We start from the raw sequence: 18,343 nt of genomic DNA, 5'->3' as shown, positions 1-18,343 counted from the left end.
AAGAAGATCCTCGAAAGATTGACCATGACAAACGCGTCGCCACGCGCCAGCCAGGGTGAATTGTCGAAGAGCTTCGGATGCTCACTTCAATGGCGCGTGGCGACGCGTTCATCAGTCGCTGAGGCTTTCAAGTTGCTTGCGGCGCCCCTCACCCCAACCCCTCTCCCGGCGGGAGAGGGGCTCAATCACTGGATACGAATATGCTCAAGATCAACAATCTCCACGCCAGCATTGCCGGCAAAGACATCCTCAAAGGCCTGTCGCTGGACATCCAGCCGGGCCAGGTGCACGCCATCATGGGGCCCAACGGCGCCGGTAAATCCACGCTGGGCAATGTGCTGGCCGGGCGCGAGGGCTATGAGGTCAGCGCAGGCGCCGTGCAGTTCGAAGGCAAGGATCTGCTCGACCTGCCGCCGGAAGAGCGCGCCGCCGCCGGCCTGTTTCTGGCCTTCCAGTACCCGGTGGAAATCCCCGGCGTCAACAACACCTACTTCCTGCGCGCCGCACTCAATGCGCAGCGCAAGGCGCGTGGCGAAGACGAGCTGGACTCGATGCAGTTCCTCAAGCTGGTGCGCCAGAAGCTCGCCGTGCTGCATCTGAAGGACGAGCTGCTGCATCGCGGCGTCAACGAAGGCTTCTCTGGCGGCGAGAAGAAACGCAACGAGATCTTCCAGCTGGCCGTACTCGAGCCCAAGCTCGCCATCCTGGACGAAACCGATTCCGGCCTGGATATCGATGCGCTCAAGAGCGTGGCCGACGGCGTCAACGCACTGCGCTCGCCAGAGCGTTCGTTCCTGGTCATCACCCACTATCAGCGCCTGCTCGACTACATCAAGCCGGACGTGGTGCACGTACTGGCCGACGGCCGCATCGTGCAGAGCGGTGGCCCGGAACTGGCGCTGGAACTGGAACAGCACGGTTACCACTTCCTGAAGGACCGTGTGGTGCCTGAGGTTGCCGCCTGATGAGCGCCCTGCTCGACTCCCTGGCACGCGGCTTCCGTGGCGACGACGCGCGCCGCGCCGAGCTCGATGCCGCCTTGCAGACCGGCCTGCCCGGTCCGCGTGCCGAAGCCTGGAAATACACCTCGTTGCGGCAGCTGGAGCGGCGCAGTTTCCAGCCCGCACCGCTGGTGCCGACGCTGGTGGATGCTGCCGCACTGGACGACATCCCGTCGCCGCGTTTGGTCTTTGTCAACGGCCGCCCGTCTGAAGCGCTGAGCGATCTGTCGACGCTACCGGATGGCGTGCAATTGGACACCTTGTCTGCGTCGTTGGCCGCAGGCGATGACGCGCAGCAGTTGCTCGGCCGCCGCCTCGACGGCAGCGACGCCATCTTTGCGCGCCTGAATGCCGCACTGGCCGACGAAGGCGCGCTGGTGCGCGTGCGCGAGGGTGCGCAGATCGCGCTGCCGCTGCATCTGGTGTTCGTCGGCGTGGCCGGCGAGCACGATCTGGCCTGGCATCACCGCCACCTGATCGAATTGCGTGCCGGCGCTGCGCTGAACGTGGTCGAGCATCATCTGCATGTGGGCGACGCCGCGCATCTGGCCAACAGCGTGATGCATGTGCACCTGGCCCAGGACGCAGCGCTCTCGCACGCACGCGTGCAGGCCAACAGCCCACACGCCACCTCGCTGTTGCGCACCGACGCGGTACTGGCGCGTAACGCGCGCTACCAGCGTGTGGATCTGGAGCTGGGCGCGGGTCTTTCACGGCACGAGCTCAACGTGCGTCTGGAAGGCAACAACGCGCACCTCACTGCCAATGGCGTACTGCTTGGCAATGGCCGTCGTCATGTCGACACGCGTTTGGGCATCGAACACATTGCCCGCGACACCGCTTGCGAGCTGGTATGGCGCGGTTTGGGTGCAGACCGTAGCCGCGTGGTGTTCCATGGCGGCATCCACATCCGCGCTGGCGCCGACGGCAGCGATGCGCGGCTGTCCAACAAGAATCTGCTGCTGTCGTCCAACGCCGAAATCGATACCCAGCCGGTGCTGGTGATCGATGCCGACGAAGTGCAGGCCGCACACGGCGCAACAGTGGGTCAGCTCGACGACAATGCGCTGTTCTACCTGCGCTCGCGCGGGTTGCCGCAGGCCGACGCGCAGCGCCTGCTCAGCGCTGCGTTCTGCCATGAACCCTTGCGCGTGCTGCCGGCCGCCATGAGCGCAGTGCTGGCATTGCAGCTGGACCGCGCGTTGAACTCGGCAGGCGTGGCATGAATATGCCGGCCGTTCCGCCCAGCGCAGCCCCCGACTGGGACCGCGTGCGCCTGGATTTCCCGCTGCTGATGCGGCAGGTGCACGGCAAGCCGCTGATCTATTTCGACAACGCCAACACCGGGCAGAAGCCGCTGCAGGTGATTGCGGCCACCGACGAGTTCTACCGCCGCCAGAATGCCAATGTCAGCCGCGCCGTGCATGCGCTCGGCAGCGAAGCCACCGATGCGTTCGAGGGCGCGCGCAGCAAACTGGCGCGTTTTCTCAATGTGCGTGCCGACGAGCTGGTGCTGTGCAGCGGCACCACCTTCGCGATCAATCTGGTGGCCTATTCGTGGGCGTTGCCGCGGTTGGGCGCCGGCGATGTGATCCTGATTTCGCGCATGGAGCACCACGCCAACATCGTGCCGTGGCAACTGGTGGCGCAACGGACCGGCGCGACCATCCGCGTGGCCGAGATCACCCCCGATGGCGCACTGGATCTGGACGCACTGCGCAAGGCGATGACGCCGGACGTCAAACTGCTGGCGATCACCCACGTGTCCAACGTGCTGGGCACGGTCAACCCGGTGCGCGAGATCTGCCGCGACGCGCGCAAGCGCGGCATCGTCACGGTGGTGGACGGCTCGCAGGCCGCGCCGCATCGGCGTATCGATGTGGCCAGCATCGGCTGCGATTTCTATGCCGTCACCGGCCACAAGATGTGCGGCCCCACCGGTACCGGCGCGCTGTGGGCACGCCGCGAACATCTGCAGGCGATGCCGCCATTTCTGGGCGGCGGCGAGATGATCAAGGAAGTCAGCTTCGAGAACACCGTTTTCAACGATGCCCCGCACAAGTTCGAAGCCGGCACGCCCAACATCGCCGGCTTCATCGGCCTGGGCGCGGCAGTGGATTACCTGGAGTCGGTCGGGCTGGCGCACGTGGAAGCGCGCGAGGCCGAACTGCTCGCCCACTTCACCGAAGAATTGCAGCGCATCGATGGCCTGCGCATCTTCGGCACCACCCCGGACAAGGCGGCCGTGGTGTCGTTCCTGCTCGAAGGTGCGCACTCGCACGACCTGGCGACGCTGCTCGACCTGGAAGGCGTCGCGGTCCGTTCCGGCCAGCACTGCGCGCATCCGCTGCTGCAGTACTACGGTGTCGCGGCCACCTGCCGCGCCTCGCTGGCGTTCTACAACACGCACAACGAGATCGAGCGCTTTGTTGCGGCGTTGAAGAAGGTGCGGACGTTGCTTGGGTAAGTAGTAGACCCTTCACTTCTGTGCGCCGTTGCGGTTCCTTCTCCCGCCGGGAGAAGGTGCCCCGAAGGGGCGGATGAGGGTACGTGCGAAGCCTGGCATTGTTCGACTGCACGAGCGCTTCGCTCCGTACCCTCACCCCAACCCCTCTCCCGGGGGGAGAGGGGCTTTATCCCGCATTGATGATTTTTGCGTTGACTTACGGTGTACGGCGCGGTGGATTTCGCACGCAGGAGAAGTATGTTGTGCATCTCTACGCACAACCGACCAAGCTCCAGCAACCCCAAAACTCGATTCCCGACTCCCCGATTCTCGCTAAACTGCCCTCCATGCAGACCACCACGTTCCGCACCGCCACCGTCGATGACATTGACGCCCTTGTCCAGTTGGTGACCTCGGCCTATCGCGGCGACAGCAGCCGTGTCGGCTGGACCACCGAGGCGGATATTCTCGATGGCGCGCGCATCGATCCGGTCGCGCTGCGGCAGGACATCCTGCGCGAACGCAGCCTGGTGTTGCTGGTCGAGCAGGATGGCCGGCTGGTGGCGTGTGCACATATCGCCGACGACGCAGGTGCCGGGTACTTCGGCATGTTTGCGGTCGATCCATCCCTGCAGGGCAGCGGGCTCGGCAAGACGCTGCTGGCCGAAGGCGAGCGCATCGTGGCGGCCGAATGGAAGCTGCCGGTGATGCGCATGACCGTCATCGATGTGCGCAACGAACTCATCGCCTTCTACGAACGCCGCGGCTATCGCCGCACCGGCATCCTCAAGCCGTTCCCGTACGGCGACGAGCGCTTCGGCGTGCCGCTGCGCCAGGATCTGCGCTTCGAAGTGCTGGAAAAGTCGCTGGACGACACCGCGGCATGAGCGAGACCTGGACCTTTGTCTGCGCAAGCGACGCGTTGCTACCCGGCGAACTGCAGACCGTGTGGGATGAAGTGACCGACGCGCCCATCGTGGTGTTCAACCTCGACGGCGAGCTGTACGCGCTCGAAGACCGCTGCAGCCACGAGGACTACGAGCTGTCACCGGGCAGCTTCGACCCGGTGGCCGGCACCATCGAGTGCCAGCTGCACAGCGCGCGCTTCGATATCCGCGACGGTCGCCCCCTGTGCGCGCCTGCGTACACCGCGGTGCCCAAGTTCCCGGTCAAGCGCGAGCACGACGGCATCTGGACGCGTGACGACCGCTGAGGCGGCTGCCGTCCAACCCGCAATCCCGACGCTAGAGCCCGCTCATGGGCGGGCGGCTTGCGCCATCGGTTGGCGAAGATTGCAAAAAAGAATGATTTGCATTTAAGATCGCAGCCCTTCAGGTCTTCTTAACATCTGACCTGCCCTGCGATCCCATGCGCCCTGCACTGTCCGATACCTTCGCTCTGCGTCTTGTTCGCCTGCGCTTCTCAGCGCGGCGCGGCTGCGCGTGCGGTGAACGACCGCCGGGCGCGACGGGCTAGCGACGCACGTACACCCTTCCGCATCCGCCGAGCCATCGCCAGGCCGGAGCCTTGCTTTCCTTTTCGAGACGTCTCATGACTCCCAGGATTTCCCCGCTCACCTCGGCCGTGCTGTTGACCCTGTCCGCTCCCGTATTCGCCCAGCCCGGCGAGGCGCCGGCGCCCCCGGGTGCGGTGGATCTGGATGCCATCCGGGTGCAGCAGGAACGCGCGCAAAAGCCGTCCTCGCCCAAGTACACCGAAGCGCTGCGCGACACTCCGCAGACCATCACCGTGGTCACCAAGCAGACCATGGACCAGCAGAATCTGCTGTCGCTGCGCGATGTGCTCAGCACCCTGCCCGGCATCACCTTCGGCGCGGGCGAAGGCGGCGGCGGCTATGGCGATAGCATCAACCTGCGCGGCTTCACCGCCAGCAGCGACATCACCACCGACGGCGTGCGCGACAGCGCGCAGTACAGCCGCAGCGACACTTTCAACCTGGAAGCGGTGGAGTTGATCAACGGCGCCAACTCGGCGATGTCCGGCGCCGGCTCGGTCGGCGGCAACATCAACCTGGTGACCAAGACCGCCGGGCAAGGCGACTTCACCAACGTGCTGATCGGCGGCGGCAGCGACCGCTACGGCCGCCTCACCGCCGACAGCAACTACGACTTCGAAAACGGCACCGCCGTGCGCTTGAACGCGATGGGCCACACCCAGGACGTGCCGGGCCGCGATGAAGAATTCCGTCACCGTTGGGGCTTTGCGCCGTCGGTGGCGTTCGGCCTGGGCTCGGACACCCGCTTCACCCTGAGCTACCTGCACCAGCACGACAACAACCTGCCGCAGTATGGCGTGCCGTTTGCGCTCAGTCCGTTCAACGACGGCCCGTTGCCGGGCGTGGACCGCGAAACCTATTACGGCTATCGCAATGTGTCGCGTCAGGAGATCGACGTGGACATGCTCACCGGCGTGCTGGAAATGGACTTCGACGACAACGTCAAACTGCGCAGCCTGGCGCGCCTGCAGCGCGTGGACCAGACCACCACCGCCACCGCACCGGAAGGCACCTGGTGCCTGCCCAACAACACCAACGCCTACACCGGCCGCGCCTGCGTGGGCCAGCCGCCGTCCACCTGGAGTCCCAACAGCGGCCCGCGCGGGCTGGTGCGCGACACCGAAAACTTCATCGCACATAGCCAGACCGACCTGACCGCCACCCTGCACACCGGCGCGATCGAACATCGCATCGTGGCCGGCGTGGCTTTCAGCAAGGAAGACTTCGAGCTGGATAGCGGCAGCATCTTCCGCAATGCCGACGGTTCCACCACCGGCATCACCTACCCGCTGCAGACCTTCGACAACCCGTACAACATCTGGACCGGCCCGCAGAACTATTTCCGCACCGGACGCAGCAAGGGCAACCTGACCAATCAGGCGGTGTACCTGTTCGACACGCTGCAGTTCAACGAGCAGTGGATGCTCAACCTGGGCGGCCGCTACGAGCACAACGAAGGCGACAGCACCACCTACACCGTCAATGCCGCCGGCAATGTCACTGGTGTGACCCCGGGCTTCCCGGCCGGCAGCGAAGAGGACCTGTTCTCCTACCGCGCCGGCCTGGTGTTCAAGCCGGTCGAAAATGCCAGCCTGTATCTGTCCTATGCCAACAGCAAGACGCCGTCCAAGGTCTCGGTCAATGGTTCGTGCACGCCCATCGCCACTGCCACCGCCGGCGCCAACTGCAATGTCGAACCGGAAAGCGCGGTCAATATCGAACTCGGCGGCAAGTGGGATGTGTTGAACGAGCGCCTGGCACTGACGGCGGCGGTGTTTCGCAACGAGCGCGAAAACTACAAGGTCAACAGTGGCGACCCGCTGATTCCCGAGCAGGTGCTCGACGGCAAGGCACGCGTGGACGGCATCGCACTTGGAGCGGCCGGCTACCTGACCGAGCGTTGGTCGATCTTCGCCAACTACACCTTCCTGGACAGTGAAGTGCTGCAGAGCGTGTCCAATCGCACCGCCAGCCTCACCGGCGACCCGATCGCCGGACGCGAACTGGTGCAGACCCCGCGCAATGCCGGCAATCTCTGGACCACCTATCAGCTCAACCAGTGGACCTTCGGCTACGGCGTCAACTACCAGGGCAGCTTCTATCCGAACAACACATCGACCGCGGTCTACCGCAAGACCGACGCCTACTGGGTGCACCGTGCGATGGTCGGCCTGCGCGTCAACGACTGGCTCAGCCTGCAGTTGAACGTCAACAACCTGTTCGACAAGGAGTACTACACCAGTATCCGCAACAATCTCACCGTCAACGCCGCAGGCACCGTCACCGCCGGCAGTGGCTGGGCGTTGCCGGGTGATGGCCGCTCGGCGGTGTTGAACGCCACCTTCAGTTTCTAACCTTCCGGCATGCCGTTCGCGTAGTGCGGGCGGCGTGGAGACCAGCGCATGTTGTTGCCCATTCCCGATGTCTTGACACCCGTGCAGCTCAGCGCATTGCGCGCGCGGCTGGACGCGGCCGATTGGGCAGATGGTCGCATCACCGCCGGCCATCAATCCGCGCAGGCCAAGGACAACGCGCAGCTGCCCGAAGACAGCGCCATCGCACGCGAAGCCAGTGCGCTGGTGCTGGAAGCACTCTCGCGCAGCAGCACGTTCTTTTCGGCGGTGTTGCCGCGCAGGATCTATCCGCCGCTGTTCAACCGCTACAGCGGCGGGCAGTCGTTCGGGTATCACGTCGACAACGCGGTGCGGTACGACCGCAGTCGCGGTGGCGCCGAGCCGGTGCGCACCGACGTCTCCGCCACGCTGTTTCTCAGCGACCCGGACAGCTACGACGGCGGCGAGCTGGTGATCGAAGACACCTACGGCACCCAGTCGGTGAAGCTGCCGGCCGGGCATCTGGTGATCTACCCCGGCACCAGCCTGCACCGGGTCATGCCGGTAACCGGTGGCACACGCGTGGCGTGTTTCTTCTGGACGCAAAGCATGCTGCGCGATGCTGCGCAGCGCCGCCTGTTGTTCGAACTGGACGTCTCGATCCGCCGCCTCACCCAGGACACGCCCGGCCATCCCTCGTTGATCCAGCTCACCGGCGTGTATCACAACCTGTTGCGGCAATGGGCTGATGTCTGAGCCGCCGCTGGACACCGCGCAGCTGACCGCGTTGTTGCGCACGCACCCGGAGCAGGCACGCGCGCTGTTGCACACCGCCGCTGCGCGCCAGGATGTGAGCGCACAACTGCTGCTCGCGCAGATGTACGCCGAAGGTCGCGGCATTGCCGCAGATCCGGCTGCGGCGATGCTGTGGTACGAAGTGGCAGCCAATGCCGGCCAGGCCGATGCGATGAACCAGCTGGGTCGCTGCCACGAACTGGGCTTTGGCACTGCCAGCAACGAGGTATTGGCCGTGTTGTGGTATCGCCGCGCCGCCGAACACGGGCTGGATTGGGGCAGGTACAACCTGGCGCACATGTACGCCTCCGGGCGCGGCGTGGCGCAAGACCACGCGCAGGCATTGGCGCTGTATCGCCGCGCAGCCGAAGGCGGACATGCCAAATCGATGAACTTCCTGGCGCGCTATCTCGATCAGGGCCTGGCCTGCGTTGCCGACCCGGTGGCCGCGCGCGCGTGGTATCGGCGTTCTGCCGAAGCCGGCGATTTCCGCGGCCAGGCCGGCTACGCCACCCTGCTTGCCGACAGCGGCGAGCTCGGCGATGCCGAGCGCTGGATGCGCCGTGCCATCGCAGGTGGCCACGCCGGCTTTCTGCAACAGCTCACGCCGCTGCTGGCCGGCGCGCACCATCCACGCCTGCGCGCGTTGCTGCACGAGGTGGCTGCACGGAAGCTGCAACTGCAGCCCCGCGTTCGCGCAGACGTGGCCTGAGCGCAGCATGTCGACACCGACCCACACGCCCCTCGCCAGCGCGCAGCAACGCCGCGGTTTCTGGCTGCGCATGCTGCATCAGTGGCACTGGATCAGCTCGGCGCTGTGCCTGATCGGCATGCTGTTGTTTACTATCACCGGGCTGACCTTGAACCACGCTGCACGCATCGAGGCCAGCCCATCGACCGAACAGCGCACGCTGACGCTGCCGCCCGCCCTGCTCAACACCTTGGACAAGCGGCAGGACGGCAATGCACCGCTGCCGCCGCGCGTGGCGCAATGGCTGGGGCGCGAGCTGGACATCAGTATCGGCACGCGCAGTGGCGAATGGTCCGCGGACGAGGTGTATGTCGCGCTGCCACGCCCCGGCGGCGACGCCTGGCTGAGTCTGGACCGCAGCACCGGCGCGGTCGAATACGAACGCACCGGGCGTGGCGCGATCGCCTATCTCAACGATCTGCACAAGGGACGCAATGCCGGGCCGGCCTGGGGCTGGTTCATCGACGTGTTCGCCATCGCCTGCCTGGTGTTCTGCATCACCGGCCTGTTCCTGCTGCATCTGCACGCACGCCAGCGGCGCATGACCTGGCCGTTGGTCGGGCTGGGCCTGTTGATTCCGCTGCTGCTTGCCCTGCTGTTGATTCACTGACCTTTTCTACCGGAGACGATCATGCGCGCCACCTTGACCATCGCTTTGAGCGGCCTGCTCGCCATGCCGGCGTACGCTGCCACGCTCGACATCAACGTGGAGATTCCCAAGCTCAATGTCGCCGAATACCACCGCCCGTACGTGGCGATCTGGGTGGAAGGCGCAGACCAGAAGGTCGCCGCCAATCTGGCGGTGTGGTACCAGTCCAAGGACACCGCCGAAGGCCACGGCACCAAGTGGCTGCCGGATCTGCGCCAGTGGTGGCGCAAGAGCGGCCGCACGCTGAACGTGCCGGTCGATGGTGTCAGCGGCCCCACCCGCCCGGCTGGCGCGCATGCGCTGTCGTTCTCCGACACCAAGGGCGCATTGAAGTCGCTGCCAGCCGGGCAATACACGCTGGTGGTAGAAGCCGCGCGTGAAGTCGGCGGCCGCGAACTGGTCAAGGTGCCTTTCACCTGGCCGGCCACATCCGCACAGACAGCAAAAGCCAGCGGCGGCACCGAGCTCGGTGTGGTCAGCCTGGTTGCAAAGCCCTGAGCGCTGCACGGCCGTTGTCCACACTGTGCAATGTGTCGTGCGTCGTTGTACAAGGCGCGCCCTGCGCGTTACGCCAAGGCCAATCGCGCAAGATCCATCGTTTTCCACGCATCCACGCAGCGCTGCAGTCTCGCGCTGATCAGACACGTGACCCATCGTTGTCATCGTCTTTCAAGGAGTTGTCATGAAACGTTCGCTCGTCCTGATCGCCATGCTTGCCGCACTGCCGGTCAGCGCACTCGCCCACAAAGTCTGGTTGTTGCCCTCGCAGACCGTCATCGCCGGCGAAGCGCCGTGGATCACGGTGGATGCCGCAGTTTCCAATGACCTGTTTTACTTCAACCATGTGCCGCTGCGGCTGGACAACCTGAGCATCACCGCACCCGATGGCAGCGCGCTCAAGCCGGAGAACCCTGCCACCGGCAAGTACCGCAGCGTGTTTGACCTGCAGCTCACCCAGCCCGGCACCTACAAGCTCGCCATCGTCAACGCCGGCCTGTTCGCCAGCTGGAAGGAAGACGGCAAACCCAAGCGCTGGCGCGGCAATGAAGCCAGCTTCGCCACCGAAGTGCCGAAGAACGCCAAGGAATTGCAGGTGTCGCAATCGTTCAACCGGGTGGAAACCTTCGTCACCCGCGGCGCACCGACGACCACGGTGTTCAAGCCCAGCGGCAAGGGCATCGAGTTGATTCCGGTGACGCACCCCAACGATCTGGTCGCCGGCGAAGCCGCGCAGTTCACCCTGCAGCTGGACGGCAAACCGGCCGCCGGGCTGGAAATCGAAATCGTGCGGGGCGGCACCCGGTATCGCGATGCGCAGAACGAGATCAAGCTGAAGACCGATGCCAAGGGCGGCTTCAGCGTAACTTGGCCGGACGCGGGCATGTACTGGCTGGAAGCCACCAGCGAAGACCGCAAGACCTCGTTGCCGCAGGCCAAGCAACGTCGCCTTGGCTATGTCGCCACGCTGGAAGTGCTGCCGCAGTAAGAGTAGCTAAAAACGACTGCGCTCGCCGCCAGGCGGGCGCGGCCGGTGCCCGGTGCGGCATGTGCCACGCGTACGCTCCGGTGCTGAGCGCGCCGCACGCACCCGTCTGACGACTGCGCGCCAGGCGTTGTTTGCCGCTCCAAGCTACCAGAGGCGGCAGGAAATGCACGTTTACTGCATCCTGCCGCTCCCTGCTCCTCACACGATCACGCCATGCCTGCAGCGCCTTCCTCCGACCACGACATCGCCACCCTGGGCGGCCGCAGCATGGGCACTACCTGGAGCGTGAAACTGGTGGCGCCACGCGGGCGCGACCTGCACCCGCTGCACGCAGGCATCCAGGCCGCGCTGGATCGCGTCGTGGCGCAGATGAGCACCTGGGAGGCCGATTCGGACATCAGCCGTTACAACCGCGCCCCGGCCGGTCACTGGCAGACCCTGCCCGACGATTTCCACACAGTACTGCGCGCGGCGCTGCAGATTGCCCAGGCCAGTGGCGGCGCCTTCGATCCGACCGTCGGCCCGATGGTGGAGCTGTGGGGCTTCGGCGCCTCCGGCGGAAGACAACGGGTGCCGTCACGCGAGCAGATCGCGCTGGCCAGCCTGCGTTGCGGCTGGCATCGGCTGGATCTGCAGGAAAGGCGCCTCCTGCAGCCTGGCGCAGTGGCACTGGATCTGTCGGGCATTGCCAAAGGATTCGGCGTAGACAGCGTGCACCGCGCGCTCGTGCAGGCCGACATCGCCAGCGCCTTGATCGAGGTGGGCGGCGAACTGTTCGGATACGGCCGCAAGCCGGATGGCAGCACGTGGCGGGTCTTGGTCGAATCCGCACCCGACGAAGATGCCGGCGCAGCCTTGCCGGCACGCGTCCTCGCGCTGGATGGCCTGGCGGTAGCCACCTCGGGCGATCGCTGGCACCGCTTCGATGCCAACGGCACACGCTACGCGCACACCTTCGACCCGCGCACCGGCGCACCGGTGCCGCATGCCCCCGCCGCCGTCACCGTGCTCGCACGCGATGCGATGCACGCCGATGCCTGGGCCACGGCAATGACCGTACTCGGCATCGTTAACGGCCTTGCTTATGCGCGCACTGCGCACCTTGCGGTGCGCTTTCTATCGCGCAGCGAAGGTGCGCTACACGAATCGATGAGCCCTGCCTTCGAACAGTACCTGGCTGCTTCATGAGTCTTGCAACGCCCCGCGCCCTGCTCGGCAATGGCCTTGCGTTGCTGGCCTTGACGGCGCTGCTCGGCTGGTTCGGCAGCCTGCATGACGGCGCATGGTGGAGCCCGCCGACGGAGCATCGCTGGCAACTGGCTGCACTCGGCATGGCGGTATACGCCGTGCTCTGCGTCATCGTCGCGTGGCGCACGCGCGTCATCGCACAACCCGGCGCTGCCAGCGGCGTGCTTGTCGCCTGGGCAAGCCAGACCGGGTTCGCACGCGAGCTGGCCGAACGCAGCGCCACCGCACTGCAATCGGCAGGCGTGGGTGCATACGCACTGCCGCTGGACGCCGTGGATGCCCACCAACTCGCACGTGTGCCGCAGCTGTTGTGCATCGTCAGCACTACCGGCGAAGGCGATGCACCGGATCACATGCAGGCAGCCGAGCGCGGCTGGCTTGCAGGCGACGGCCAGGATCTGGCTGCAGTGCGTTACGCCGTGCTGGCGCTGGGCGACCGGCGTTACGCGCAGTTCTGCGCGTTCGGCAGGCGCCTCGACGAACGTCTGCAGGCACGCGGCGCCATGCCGGTGTTCGCGCGCATCGATGTCGACAACGCCGACCCACGTGCACTGCAGCAATGGCAGCGACAGCTGGCGGAACTGGCGCCGGCGCTTGCGACGCAGCCGGATTGGAGCGTGCCGACCTATGCGGCCTGGCAGCTGCGCGAGCGTGTCCATGTCAATCCCGGCAGTGCCGGCGCGCCGATCTACCGCCTGCGGCTGACGCCGTGCGATGGTCACTTACCGACCTGGAAGGCAGGCGACATCGCCGAGGTCGCCCCGCAACATCCACCCGCTACCGTGGATTCCTGGTTGCAGCAGCATCGGCGCGATGGCGAGCAGCGTATCGACAACCGCACACTGCGCGACTGGCTCAGCGGTGCGCAGCTTCCTGCAGATTCGGCCGCAGCCGTTGATATGGCTATGGATATGGATATGGATATGGATATGGATATGGATATGGATATGGATATGGATATGGATATGGATGTGGATGTGGATGTGGATGTGGATGTGGATGTGGATAGGAAAGCAGCCGAAAAGGGAGCTGCCAGGGCGGACGCAAAAATAGCTGCAGAAGTAAATGCGGCTGTAGGTACACAAGTAGATGCAGTCGTAGCTGCAATCACCGCAGATGGAGATGCGGATGCAACTGGAACCGCGGCTGCGGCTGCGGCTGCAACATCATCGGCCACTGCGGAGACAACTCCAGGCATCAGCAGCGCAACACCACTGGACGCACCGACGCTAGTGCGCAACCTGGTCGCCCTGCCTCATCGCGACTACTCGCTCGCGTCCATCCCTGACGACGGGCATGTCGAGCTGCTGGTACGCGAGCACCGGCACAGCGACGGTAGCCTGGGCCTGGGAAGCGGCTGGCTGTGCGTGCACGCACCGATCGGCGCGCCGATCGCATTACGCCTGCGCAGCAACCCCGGTTTCCATCCGCCTGCACCGGACCAGCCCATGCTGCTGATCGGCAACGGCACCGGCATCGCTGGCCTGCGTGCACATCTGCGCGCACGCATCGCTGCCGGCGCACGGCGCAACTGGCTGGTGTTCGGCGAGCGCAACGCCGCGCACGATGCGCTCTACGCCGACGAACTGCAGCACTGGCAACAAACCGGTTGGCTAGAACGCCTGGACCGCGTGTACTCGCGCGACCAGGATCAACCCGCACGCTACGTGCAACACGCACTGGCTGCAGCCGCCGACGACGTGCGCCGATGGGTCGAACAAGGTGCCTGCCTCTACGTCTGCGGCAGCCTGCGTGGCATGGCACCGGAGGTAGACCAGACGCTGGACAACATCCTGGGCGCCAATGCCCGGCAGCAACTGCTGGAAAACGGCCGCTACCGACGCGACGTTTACTGACCTGGAGGCCGCGCCGCTGGGCTGCCGTTCGAACCGATAGCCAGCGCGCGCGTCGCAGTATCCAGAGCACGATCTGCAAGTCGCGGTCAGATGCATATCCAACGCGCCCGGACTGCACGCCGGCAGTGTGGATTGCCGCCACTGGCCAACCCGCCACGTGCAGAACTCAGTCAGCCCTGTGCCCTGCTGGTTCAATGCCAGCAAGCGGACTCACCCGGATCGCCAACAATTCGCCACCGCCGTCGAGAACATAGCGGGTGCGCGCCGCAGCGCTCAGCCACGCAGTATCGCCGGCCACCAATGGCGGCAACGCGCTATCGCGCCCAAAGCTCGCCTGGCCGGCAAGCAGGTGGATCGCCCACGCGCTGCCCGGGTCTGCAAAGAACAACATGGTGCCGACCAGCGGACGATGCAGCAGCTCGGTCTGCAGCAGATCGCGCCGCCACATCAGATTGAAATCCAGGGTTGGACCATCGAGCAGCGTCGCATGCACCGCGTCTTCGCCAGCAAAGCGGACCCGCTGATACGGCGGCAGGAGTTCGGCTATACGCCCACCGCTCGCAACACTGATGTCGGCATCGCTGTGCGCGTCAGCACTGTCGTCGAGGTTGGCGTTGCTGTTGCTGTTGCTGGCGTAGACGCTGACGTCGGTAACATCACGCTCGCCACCAGCAGGACCGGAGCCGGCATTGCCATTGCCACCACCGAACCGCAACCGCATGCCATTGCCCTGCAATAGCACCAATTCGCGATCGATCCCCGGAAATGCAGAAAACAGAGCATCGTGCTCTATCTCGGCGATAGACAGACGCAGCGACCACGCATCCGCATCGCCCAGACGCAGGATTTCGCGTGTCCAACCCAATTGATTGCGCCACCGCTCGCGGCGGTATTCATTGGCCGGAATCACCCGGCTGCTCAGGTCTGTCAGCTGCATCCGAGCATTGTGCCCGAAGCCTCACGCCATCCGTTGCCAGCTCGCTTACCTGCCCAAGCAAAAGGAATCTCCGAATGACCCCGGCTTCCATGGCGGCTAACAAAACGAATGCGCTGCTGACCGACGGGCGTGCCAGTGATCGGTACGGGCATATACAACTGGATCACTCTGGTGTTCGATCACCCTGCCGTCGGGTCGCCGTCCATATCAGCCTGGCATCTGCCCGCTACGCTTTGCTGGCAACCCTAAATACCTTGCAGCTGGACGATCCCAAAATCCTTGGGCGCCCAAACGAAAAACGCCCGGCTGCACATCCAAGTGCAACACCGGGCGATTCCACGTCCTTGTCGGCTTCCAGCCATCCCCCGGACATCCTGTCCAGTTAGGTTGCGGCCACGCATCCTCGCGTCGAACCGTATCTCGGATCCCTTCCCCTTAACGCCGTCCCACCGGTTTCACCGCCGCCCCCTTGGCAGCCTTCTTGGCGGGAGCCATCGTGGCTCCTACTTCGATCAGGTCTCGATTCCGTTCGACCGTCTTGAGTCCGATGCCCTTGACCAGTGCCAGTTCCTCGGCACTTTTGAAAGGACCGTTTGCCTGACGGTGCTCGACGATTGCCTCGGCTTTTGATCGCCCGACATTCGTCAGCACCTTGTCCAATTCCTCAGCAGACGCGGTGTTGATATCGACCTTGTCGAGTGCATACGCATTCGAGGACAACAGCAACGCCAGTAGCAGGGACTTCAGGACTACGGTAAATGACTTCATTGCAACGCTCCTTGTGGCTTGGGTGATGGTCCTAGCCAGCATTCCTGCCGGCGGAGCCAGTGTCCCGCGCCACATGCAGCAATCCTATCGCCAACGAACTTTTCACACAGCAGGTGAACTGCGCGCCGCCTTGTAGGGAAATGCCTACCCTCTGGCGCGGGCGTAGAATGTTTGATTACGTCACGCATTCGGAGCCTTCATGGACAGCGCCAAGATCGACCAATTCATCAGCGACACCTGGGACCGCGAGATCGTCCCGCAACTGGTCGATTACATCCGTATTCCCAACAAGTCGCCGATGTTCGACGGCGATTGGGTGGCCCATGGTTACATGGAGCAGGCGGTCGTGTTGATGGAAACCTGGGCGCGCGCGCAGGCCATCGACGGCATGCAGGTCGAGGTGGTGCGCCTGGAAGGCCGCACGCCGCTGATCTTCATCGAGATTCCGGCCACCGGCCCTGAATCGGGCGAGGACACCGTGCTGCTGTACGGGCACCTGGACAAGCAGCCGGAAATGACCGGCTGGGACGCCGACCTTGGCCCGTGGGAACCGGTACTGCGCGACGACAAGTTGTACGGCCGCGGCGGCGCCGACGACGGCTACGCGATCTTCGGCTCGCTGGCCGCGATCCTGGCGCTGCGCACCCAGGGCCTGTCGCACGCGCGTTGCGTGGTGCTGATCGAAGCCTGCGAAGAGTCCGGCAGCTACGACCTGCCCGCTTATGTGGATCACCTGGCCGCGCGCATCGGCAAGCCGTCGCTGGTGGTGTGCCTGGACTCGGGCTGCGGCAATTACGAGCAGCTGTGGTGCACGACCTCGCTACGCGGGCTGACCGGCGGCAACCTGACCGTGAAGGTGTTGGAAGAAGGCGTGCACTCGGGCGATGCCTCCGGCGTGGTGCCGTCCAGCTTCCGCTTGCTGCGCCAGTTGCTCTCGCGTATCGAAGACGAAACCAGCGGCCGCATCCTGCTGGACGGCCTGCACGTAGATGTGCCGGCCGAACGGCTGGCGCAAGCAAAGGCTGCAGCGGCGACGCTGGATACCGCCATCTTCGACAAGTTCCCGATGGTCGATGGCCTGGTGCCGATGCACGAGGACCTGACCGAGCTGGTGTTGAACCGCACCTGGCGCCCTGCGCTGTCGATTACCGGTGTGGACGGCATGCCGCCGCTGGCTTCGGCCGGCAACGTGCTGCGTCCGCAAACGGGGGTAAAACTGTCGCTGCGGCTACCGCCAACCGCCGATGGCAAGGCCTGCGGCGAACTCCTGAAGGAAGCATTGCTGCGCGATCCGCCGAACGGTGCGCAGGTAACGCTTGAACTGGAAAAGGCCTCGTCCGGCTGGAATGCGCCAGCCATGGCACCGTGGCTGGAAAAAGCCATCGACGACGCCAGCCAGGCGTTCTTCGACAAGCCGGCGATGTACATGGGCGAAGGCGGCTCGATCCCGTTCATGGGCATGCTGGGCGAGAAGTTCCCCGGCGCACAGTTCATGATCACCGGCGTGCTTGGCCCGCACTCCAATGCACATGGCCCGAATGAGTTCCTGCACATCCCGATGGGCAAGCGCGTCACCGCCTGCGTGTCGAAGGTGATCGCCGACCATCACGCGGCCTGTCTGCGCGGCGAGACCAGCGGCTCGCCGGTGGCGGCCGACAGCGGCACCCGTCATGGCGGGCATGGGTGCTGTTGAGTCAGCGGTTGAACCGATGCATGCGGTTGGCGTGCATCGGTCGATGGGAAAGCTGATTGGCGGTGAGTAGCGGTTCGTGCGTGTGCTTGGGTGGCGGGTGCTTGGGTGGCTGGTGGTTCGGCGGGCTGGTTTGGCGATCAGGCTCGCTGGTGCGGCTTGGCTGGAAGACTTCACCCCTCGCCTGGCCCGTACCCTCACCCCAACCCCTTATCTCTTGGCGATCTGCCAGATTAGGTGTCGAGAGCCGGCGTGGTCGACCGATAACCCACAGGTCTAAACAACCGCGGGAGAGCGAGGTCGCCTCGCCGGGATCTCCTGGCAAACGCCCGAACAGTTGCTGGAGTTGGCACTCGTAACGATCAGGCTGGGCAGCCCAGGAGAGCTCTCGACCCTTCGAGCATAGCGGAGTTTTTCCATGGCATACGGCGTAGGTATCGATGTCAGCAAGCAGTGGTTGGATGTGCATGTGCATGGCTGCAAAGGCGAACGGCGCTTCCCCAACACGGCGGCAGGTCTGCGCCAGCTGCGCAGCTGGCTGGGACACATGGAGCTGCACAAGGTGGTGCTGGAAGCCACGGGCGGCTACGAACTGGCAGCGCTGGATGCGCTGCATGCGGCCGGCCTGCCGGTGGCGCGTGTGAACCCTCGCCAAGCGCGTGACTTTGCCAAGGCCATCGGCCAACTGGCCAAGACCGACACCTTGGATGCGCGCGTGCTGGCGCAGATGGCGATGGTGGTATCACTCACGCCCTACCAGCCGCTGGAAGGCTGGCGCCGTCAGCTGCGCGAGTACCAGCAGCGCCGCACGCAGGTGTTGGCGACGGTGCAGCAGGAGCGCCAGCGGCTGTCTCAACTGACCGATGT

Annotated in this window: 18 protein-coding genes and 1 other RNA gene; 17 read left to right on the top strand and 2 right to left on the bottom strand. The window is 65.0% G+C overall.

Annotation, left to right across the window (positions count from 1 at the left end):
* The first annotated feature begins 200 nt into the window (after positions 1-200).
* From sufC to A7D16_RS10775, 14 genes are all read left to right on the top strand, one after another.
* Complete coding sequence (gene sufC, locus A7D16_RS10840; RefSeq protein WP_064632536.1) at positions 201-965, top strand: Fe-S cluster assembly ATPase SufC; 765 nt, start codon at positions 201-203, stop codon at positions 963-965.
* Positions 965-2,227, top strand: a complete 1,263-nt coding sequence (gene sufD / locus A7D16_RS10835; protein WP_064632534.1) for a Fe-S cluster assembly protein SufD — start codon at positions 965-967, stop codon at positions 2,225-2,227. The genes sufC and sufD overlap by 1 nt, the downstream gene beginning before the upstream one ends.
* Positions 2,224-3,468, top strand: coding sequence for a cysteine desulfurase (locus A7D16_RS10830; protein WP_064632532.1), 1,245 nt, complete (start codon positions 2,224-2,226; stop codon positions 3,466-3,468). Before sufD ends, A7D16_RS10830 begins: the two co-directional genes overlap by 4 nt.
* A gap of 326 nt (positions 3,469-3,794) precedes the next feature.
* Positions 3,795-4,334: a GNAT family N-acetyltransferase gene (locus A7D16_RS10825; protein ID WP_064632531.1), complete on the top strand. Its 540-nt coding sequence runs from the start codon at positions 3,795-3,797 to the stop codon at positions 4,332-4,334.
* Positions 4,331-4,660 (top strand): non-heme iron oxygenase ferredoxin subunit, encoded by a 330-nt coding sequence (locus A7D16_RS10820; RefSeq protein WP_064632529.1) that lies wholly within the window; start codon positions 4,331-4,333, stop codon positions 4,658-4,660. Before A7D16_RS10825 ends, A7D16_RS10820 begins: the two co-directional genes overlap by 4 nt.
* 338 nt (positions 4,661-4,998) lie before the next feature.
* Positions 4,999-7,317: a TonB-dependent receptor gene (locus A7D16_RS10815; RefSeq protein WP_064632527.1), complete on the top strand. Its 2,319-nt coding sequence runs from the start codon at positions 4,999-5,001 to the stop codon at positions 7,315-7,317.
* Between the two features lie 48 nt (positions 7,318-7,365).
* Positions 7,366-8,052 carry a Fe2+-dependent dioxygenase gene (locus A7D16_RS10810; protein ID WP_064632526.1) on the top strand — a complete coding sequence of 229 codons (687 nt, stop codon included), beginning with the start codon at positions 7,366-7,368 and terminating at the stop codon, positions 8,050-8,052.
* A complete protein-coding gene (locus A7D16_RS10805) occupies positions 8,045-8,803 on the top strand; it encodes a tetratricopeptide repeat protein (RefSeq protein WP_064632524.1) in 759 nt (252 codons plus the stop codon). Before A7D16_RS10810 ends, A7D16_RS10805 begins: the two co-directional genes overlap by 8 nt.
* A gap of 7 nt (positions 8,804-8,810) precedes the next feature.
* The gene (locus A7D16_RS10800) at positions 8,811-9,452 is read left to right on the top strand and encodes a PepSY-associated TM helix domain-containing protein (protein WP_064632522.1); all 642 of its coding nucleotides are present in this window, start codon (positions 8,811-8,813) and stop codon (positions 9,450-9,452) included.
* A 21-nt stretch (positions 9,453-9,473) separates the two neighbouring features.
* The gene (locus A7D16_RS10795) at positions 9,474-9,989 is read left to right on the top strand and encodes a DUF2271 domain-containing protein (protein ID WP_064632520.1); all 516 of its coding nucleotides are present in this window, start codon (positions 9,474-9,476) and stop codon (positions 9,987-9,989) included.
* A 184-nt stretch (positions 9,990-10,173) separates the two neighbouring features.
* Positions 10,174-10,977 carry a DUF4198 domain-containing protein gene (locus A7D16_RS10790; protein WP_064632518.1) on the top strand — a complete coding sequence of 268 codons (804 nt, stop codon included), beginning with the start codon at positions 10,174-10,176 and terminating at the stop codon, positions 10,975-10,977.
* Between the two features lie 59 nt (positions 10,978-11,036).
* Positions 11,037-11,113: non-coding RNA, sX9 sRNA (locus tag A7D16_RS10785), on the top strand.
* A gap of 77 nt (positions 11,114-11,190) precedes the next feature.
* Entirely contained in the window at positions 11,191-12,165 is a 975-nt protein-coding gene (locus tag A7D16_RS10780) for an FAD:protein FMN transferase (RefSeq protein WP_064632517.1), read from the top strand.
* Positions 12,162-14,081 carry a flavodoxin domain-containing protein gene (locus A7D16_RS10775; RefSeq protein WP_064632515.1) on the top strand — a complete coding sequence of 640 codons (1,920 nt, stop codon included), beginning with the start codon at positions 12,162-12,164 and terminating at the stop codon, positions 14,079-14,081. The genes A7D16_RS10780 and A7D16_RS10775 overlap by 4 nt, the downstream gene beginning before the upstream one ends.
* A gap of 166 nt (positions 14,082-14,247) precedes the next feature.
* Here the strand turns inward: A7D16_RS10775 and A7D16_RS10770 are convergent, their stop codons facing one another.
* Positions 14,248-15,018 (bottom strand): HutD/Ves family protein, encoded by a 771-nt coding sequence (locus tag A7D16_RS10770; RefSeq protein WP_064632513.1) that lies wholly within the window; start codon positions 15,016-15,018, stop codon positions 14,248-14,250.
* A gap of 74 nt (positions 15,019-15,092) precedes the next feature.
* Here A7D16_RS10770 and A7D16_RS23080 point away from each other — a divergent pair, with 74 nt between their 5' ends.
* A complete protein-coding gene (locus tag A7D16_RS23080) occupies positions 15,093-15,404 on the top strand; it encodes a hypothetical protein (RefSeq protein WP_153043153.1) in 312 nt (103 codons plus the stop codon).
* Positions 15,405-15,453: 49 nt separating this feature from the next.
* Here A7D16_RS23080 and A7D16_RS10765 read toward each other — a convergent pair whose 3' ends face one another.
* On the bottom strand, positions 15,454-15,828 hold the full coding sequence (locus A7D16_RS10765; protein WP_006452365.1) for a ComEA family DNA-binding protein: 375 nt from the start codon (positions 15,826-15,828) through the stop codon (positions 15,454-15,456).
* 157 nt (positions 15,829-15,985) lie between these two features.
* Here A7D16_RS10765 and A7D16_RS10760 point away from each other — a divergent pair, with 157 nt between their 5' ends.
* Both A7D16_RS10760 and A7D16_RS10755 read left to right on the top strand, forming a co-directional pair.
* Positions 15,986-17,479, top strand: a complete 1,494-nt coding sequence (locus A7D16_RS10760; protein WP_064632511.1) for a M20 family metallopeptidase — start codon at positions 15,986-15,988, stop codon at positions 17,477-17,479.
* A 415-nt stretch (positions 17,480-17,894) separates the two neighbouring features.
* Positions 17,895-18,343 (top strand): IS110 family transposase (locus tag A7D16_RS10755; RefSeq protein ID WP_153043127.1); only part of this gene is annotated, 449 nt, incomplete at its 3' end.

The organism is Xanthomonas nasturtii, from assembly GCF_001660815.1.
Taxonomy (GTDB): Bacteria; Pseudomonadota; Gammaproteobacteria; order Xanthomonadales; family Xanthomonadaceae; genus Xanthomonas; species Xanthomonas nasturtii.
The sequence above is the reverse complement of the archived record's forward strand: the minus strand, read 5'-3'. Positions and strand labels throughout refer to the sequence as shown.

Excerpts from the sequence above, each read along its gene's own strand:
- sufC (WP_064632536.1), top strand. The coding sequence starts at position 201 with ATGCTCAAGATCAACAATCTCCACGCCAGCATTGCCGGCAAAGACATC.
- sufD (WP_064632534.1), top strand. The coding sequence starts at position 965 with ATGAGCGCCCTGCTCGACTCCCTGGCACGCGGCTTCCGTGGCGACGAC.
- A7D16_RS10830 (WP_064632532.1), top strand. The coding sequence starts at position 2,224 with ATGAATATGCCGGCCGTTCCGCCCAGCGCAGCCCCCGACTGGGACCGC.
- A7D16_RS10825 (WP_064632531.1), top strand. The coding sequence starts at position 3,795 with ATGCAGACCACCACGTTCCGCACCGCCACCGTCGATGACATTGACGCC.
- A7D16_RS10820 (WP_064632529.1), top strand. The coding sequence starts at position 4,331 with ATGAGCGAGACCTGGACCTTTGTCTGCGCAAGCGACGCGTTGCTACCC.
- A7D16_RS10815 (WP_064632527.1), top strand. The coding sequence starts at position 4,999 with ATGACTCCCAGGATTTCCCCGCTCACCTCGGCCGTGCTGTTGACCCTG.
- A7D16_RS10810 (WP_064632526.1), top strand. The coding sequence starts at position 7,366 with ATGTTGTTGCCCATTCCCGATGTCTTGACACCCGTGCAGCTCAGCGCA.
- A7D16_RS10805 (WP_064632524.1), top strand. The coding sequence starts at position 8,045 with ATGTCTGAGCCGCCGCTGGACACCGCGCAGCTGACCGCGTTGTTGCGC.
- A7D16_RS10800 (WP_064632522.1), top strand. The coding sequence starts at position 8,811 with ATGTCGACACCGACCCACACGCCCCTCGCCAGCGCGCAGCAACGCCGC.
- A7D16_RS10795 (WP_064632520.1), top strand. The coding sequence starts at position 9,474 with ATGCGCGCCACCTTGACCATCGCTTTGAGCGGCCTGCTCGCCATGCCG.
- A7D16_RS10790 (WP_064632518.1), top strand. The coding sequence starts at position 10,174 with ATGAAACGTTCGCTCGTCCTGATCGCCATGCTTGCCGCACTGCCGGTC.
- A7D16_RS10780 (WP_064632517.1), top strand. The coding sequence starts at position 11,191 with ATGCCTGCAGCGCCTTCCTCCGACCACGACATCGCCACCCTGGGCGGC.
- A7D16_RS10775 (WP_064632515.1), top strand. The coding sequence starts at position 12,162 with ATGAGTCTTGCAACGCCCCGCGCCCTGCTCGGCAATGGCCTTGCGTTG.
- A7D16_RS10770 (WP_064632513.1), bottom strand. The coding sequence starts at position 15,018 with ATGCAGCTGACAGACCTGAGCAGCCGGGTGATTCCGGCCAATGAATAC.
- A7D16_RS23080 (WP_153043153.1), top strand. The coding sequence starts at position 15,093 with ATGACCCCGGCTTCCATGGCGGCTAACAAAACGAATGCGCTGCTGACC.
- A7D16_RS10765 (WP_006452365.1), bottom strand. The coding sequence starts at position 15,828 with ATGCTGGCTAGGACCATCACCCAAGCCACAAGGAGCGTTGCAATGAAG.
- A7D16_RS10760 (WP_064632511.1), top strand. The coding sequence starts at position 15,986 with ATGGACAGCGCCAAGATCGACCAATTCATCAGCGACACCTGGGACCGC.